Raw genomic sequence first — 4,403 nt, 5'->3', positions numbered from 1 at the left:
TACTGGGGCTGTATTAATAAAACTAAGCGTTAAACGCTGATTTTTAGACATGTTTCGTCCTCTTTAATTAAAAAAAACACAAAATAATGGGATGTTTGAATGTTTGTTGGGTATTTCTACGATAGCAGTCGTTTGGCTTGCTTCACCCCGCCTATTCGTTTTCTGTGGGTATGCGTTTTGAATGCTTGCATCATCTGCTCTGCGCCCGCTGCATAACAAAATGTTGTTCGAATTCGGTACGGTATTCAGGGTTATCCATTGCTCTTCTTAAATCATAAAGACACCCATCATAATAAACCTGAAAACTATTTTTTTGGGCTGCTCGTTACCATGGATATCTTGTTAATTCCTATGACCATATTCTGAAATCAAACAAGGTATGTGACAGCGCATGCTTCAACTCTGTATACAAAATTAAAAGCACGCTTCGCGCCATAGTCGTGATGGTTTTTGTCTTGAATTCCTTCGAGCCAGATACTCTTTTTCAACAGCAATAAATAGTATCCAGAAAATGCCGCTCGCTGCCAAAGTTTTTTACCGTAAAAGTGGCTTATTCTTGGGCGCTAACCGCGTTGTTGTTACGAATGTATCCCTTCAAGCTCCCCTCAAATGACTTCCCGCGCGGCGTCCGCTTGTCATTTGCCCCTTAAATAAGCCTTTTTGTGCTGAAACTTTAAATGCGGGGAAAGGCAGTGGCGGAGCCACCAGAGATTGAACAGCTGATAATTATCATGCCTGTCCTGTTAATTTCCCTGTTAATTTGAGGCGGTGCTCGATTTTGTCTCTGCCTGCTACCCCGCCTCTTTGTACTAAATCCCGTAGAGTTCCTTCAAATGTGCCATAAAACCCGGCCTGTCAGCTGCGGCATCGGCGCGGATGGTTTTGACGTGGGGTCGCTCTTCCATGCGTGCGCAGTAGTCGCTCAGGCCGGGCACTGCAGCCAAGGGATCGTTGTTAAAGAACCGGTTACCCACGTCGCGGACGATGGGCAAGTTCAGGATCGCAGCGATATCGGCCAGCGTAAACTGATCGCCATAAGCAAAGGTTTCAAAGCTGGATAATGTCGGCAACGCAGCGGCTGCTTTAGTAAGACCTGATTCTACTTCCTTAAGCACCGCCGGATCCGCTTGTCTGCCGCTTAGCAGGTTCGGAATCAATCGGCGTGCCACCAGCTCAAAATACAGCTCTATGAACTGCGAGAACTCCTGTACTTTGGCAACACCAAACGGCGTATCGGGTAACAGGGAAGGTTCTGGATGCGCCCGCTCGATGTATTCAAGGATCGCCCGGGACTCGCTGATAAAGCCTTCCGGTGTCTCAAGGCAAGGCACTTTCCCCAAGGGGCTCTTTTGCAGATACTCAGGCCTGTATTTCGGACCGACGCCGGTATAGGACACGACCTCTTCAAACGGTAGGCCTTTTTCAAGCAGGGCGAGCTTGGGTACGTTGTAGTAATTACTGGAAGAGAATCCGTGGAGCTTTAGCATCTTTGTTTCCTGTCAAATAGGCGCAGTGTAACAAATATCTCTGAGATTTCAGAACAAGAAACGTAACTAACAAGACACCCATCGTAATAAATCGCAAAACTATTTTTTTGGATGCTCATTATCATGGGTGTCTTGTTAATTCGTTTAGCTGTTTTGTTACTTTTTTAAAATGGGTGTCTTCTTTAGCTGAGAAAAAGCATCTGCCACGCGGTGTGCGCTTTGCTTACTAAAAAATAAACTTTTATACCTTCATGTTTCAAGTATCCGCTTGGCCTCTTTCATCGGCGTGTTTTGGTAAAGCTGAGCCGCTGCGAAGATATTGAACAACGGCGATCAGAATAACAAGGCATGAAAACATTAATGCATAACGCAGCGATTCTGCACCGTACTCTGGTGCTAAATAATCACTGATCATACCGGTCACCACAGGCCCACAACCTAGTCCCACAATATTAAGGATAAAAAACAAAATAGCCGAAGTTGTGGCACGCATCGACGGTTTGACCAAATGATGGGCAATCGCGATGGTTGGGCCGAGATAACAGGACATAAACACATTACCGATAAATATGCAGACCAATACCGCGTTCAGCGACTCTAAGGTCAGTGCCAACAAACTAAAAGGCAACGAAATTAAGACACCGATGCCCGGTACCCACATATACCAACGCATATCGTTTTTGCCCAACTTGTCTGCCAAAAAGCCACCACTGAGAGCCCCAATCACACCTGAAACACCAATAATCAGGCCCAAGGCAACACCCACTTCTGAGACACTCATAGCATGGCTGCGAATTAAAAAAGAGGGGATGAACGTTAATGAAGAATAACCCGCAAAGGCACAGAAACCAGCGGCGAAAGAGGCATTACGAAAAGCTTTAGATCCCCATAGGTAACTCAGTGTTTCTTTAAAGGTATACCCTTCGCCGGCAGAAGGGTCAGACACCATGCCAGTGCCACCACGAGGAGGCTCTTTGAGCGTTAAACGTACCACTACGGCCATCAAAATACCGGGTAAGCCCACAGCAAAAAAGGCCATCCGCCAACCGATTTTGTCGGCCAACCAGCCACCTAATAACAGGCCAACCAGAATACCGATATACAACCCCATACTGTAAATAGACATAGCAGCCCCCCTCTCTTCGGGCGCATAATAATCAGAAATCATAGAGTGAGAAGGCGGGCTGGCTCCAGCTTCACCTACACCCACACCTATCCTTGCGAGTAGCAATTGAGTATAGTTTTGTGCTAAACCTGATACCGCTGTCATACCGCTCCAAACCACTAAGGCCAGACTAACAATATTTCTGCGATTGCCGACATCGGCCCAACGGGCGATTGGAATACCGACTACTACGTAGAACAAAGCGAAGGCAAAACCCGTTAATAAGCCAAGCTGTGTATCAGACAGCCCAAGTTCAGCTTTGATCGGCTCCTGTAAAATGACTAGAATCTGCCGATCGACAAAATTGAACACATAAACCAAGGTAAGAATAAATAGGACATACCGTCGATAACTGCGTGTTTCCGCATTCATAGAACATTCTCGAGTGATTATTTATAAAGAATAATTAGTATGCCCACTATTTTTTTGCGCTCAAGCATCACTCAATGAAGTGAGTAGTCTATTTTATTAGGCTTTTAGGGCGGAAAACGTTTACACATACGCAACAAAGCAATAACAAGTTACCTACAAACACATCTATTTTAATTATGAATGAATCATAATGGGTCTTTATTAGCGGCTGTTAGTCCAAGGGGGATCCATTTGACAAAAGCATGCGAGCGACAAGAATGTGGGAGGATATAATAACGTAATAACGATTTATGAAATCAGTGGTGCAAACCATGAATACATGAGCTTTTGCTCAACTAATTAACAACAAAAATTAACAAAACACCCATCGTAATAAATCGCAAAAATATTTTTTTGGTTGCTCGTTATCATGGTGTCTGTTAATTTTGTTCGATTATTATAGGAATTAACAGCCATCGAGATTGCTTGTTATACTCCAAGGGGTGGGTCTTATGGAAGATTGCTCATAAATAATATTACACGCGTCCGCACCAGTGCCAATTGCGTCAAAAAATGACTGACTGCTATCATCAGCTGTTATATGCGCAGGTAAAATATGTAACCAAATATCATATTCCCAGATTCTCCAATCACTTTCACTTAAATTAAGCAAAGCTTTAATCTCTCCATGTACAGGGTACCCAAAATGAGTAAGAATGCCATCAACATCAGGTGCAGGAGTGACTAGTTGGCTAATCTTTTGTTCGCCTTCGATAACTGATTTTAAATAAACCAATTTACTTGCTTCTTTTAAAGAGCCTTCCAGCTGTTTCATTGTTGCACGATGAGCATCTGAAGAAATATCGATAAACTTTGGTACAGCAGTGATTGCAAGGATACCAAGTAAAACAATTACAATAATTAACTCTATAAGGGTAAAGCCGACTTGTTTTTTTATGTTCTGTTGTTGCATGTTTATCCAACTCTGATGTCTGAATGTGTAAACAATTGTTAATTGAAACGCTTACTAGATAACGGCCTGTTTTTATCTTGACCGCAGCTATTATCAAAATATAGGTTTAGTTATCAAAAACTTACCAAGTTCAATTTTGCAAATCGTTTTTTTTAAGTGGGCCCAAGAAAAATACTTATCAGAAAACGTAGTTACTCGGAAGCAGAACGGTTCAATGTTCTAAATATAAACCCACTATTATGTTTGCACTAAAACTGGCTTATTAAGGGTCGTTATATCTGATGATTAAAAATTATAAACAGCAGTTACAGTTTCGCTGATTTTTTTCCATCTTGCCTATGCCAGGATTGAAGCTATTTGTTGGATCAAGAGAACGATAAAAAGTCGATAGATTATCGTCTGCTTTGTATAAATGCCCCACATTATG

Annotated in this window: 4 protein-coding genes and 1 pseudogene; all 5 read right to left on the bottom strand. The window is 42.7% G+C overall.

Going from position 1 to position 4,403, the window contains the following annotated elements:
• Positions 1–116: 116 nt before the first annotated feature.
• Positions 117–221, bottom strand: a pseudogene (locus tag QZ562_RS21380) (transposase); the annotation flags it as partial.
• Positions 222–809: 588 nt separating this feature from the next.
• A complete protein-coding gene (locus QZ562_RS19890; protein WP_293764181.1) occupies positions 810–1,487 on the bottom strand; it encodes a glutathione S-transferase family protein in 678 nt (225 codons plus the stop codon).
• A gap of 256 nt (positions 1,488–1,743) precedes the next feature.
• A complete protein-coding gene (locus tag QZ562_RS19885; RefSeq protein ID WP_293764179.1) occupies positions 1,744–3,024 on the bottom strand; it encodes an MFS transporter in 1,281 nt (426 codons plus the stop codon).
• Between the two features lie 445 nt (positions 3,025–3,469).
• Entirely contained in the window at positions 3,470–3,976 is a 507-nt protein-coding gene (locus QZ562_RS19880; RefSeq protein WP_293764177.1) for a type II secretion system protein, read from the bottom strand.
• Positions 3,977–4,268: 292 nt separating this feature from the next.
• Positions 4,269–4,403: hypothetical protein (locus tag QZ562_RS19875; protein WP_293764184.1), on the bottom strand; the 135-nt coding region annotated here is incomplete at its 5' end.

Source organism: uncultured Paraglaciecola sp. (assembly GCF_913058035.1).
Classification (GTDB): Bacteria; Pseudomonadota; Gammaproteobacteria; order Enterobacterales; family Alteromonadaceae; genus Paraglaciecola.
Note: the sequence above shows the minus strand (reverse complement) of the source record. Positions and strands in the feature narration are given on the sequence as shown.

Coding starts and splice junctions, on each gene's coding strand:
- QZ562_RS19890 (WP_293764181.1), bottom strand. CDS start 1,487: ATGCTAAAGCTCCACGGATTCTCTTCCAGTAATTACTACAACGTACCC.
- QZ562_RS19885 (WP_293764179.1), bottom strand. CDS start 3,024: ATGAATGCGGAAACACGCAGTTATCGACGGTATGTCCTATTTATTCTT.
- QZ562_RS19880 (WP_293764177.1), bottom strand. CDS start 3,976: ATGCAACAACAGAACATAAAAAAACAAGTCGGCTTTACCCTTATAGAG.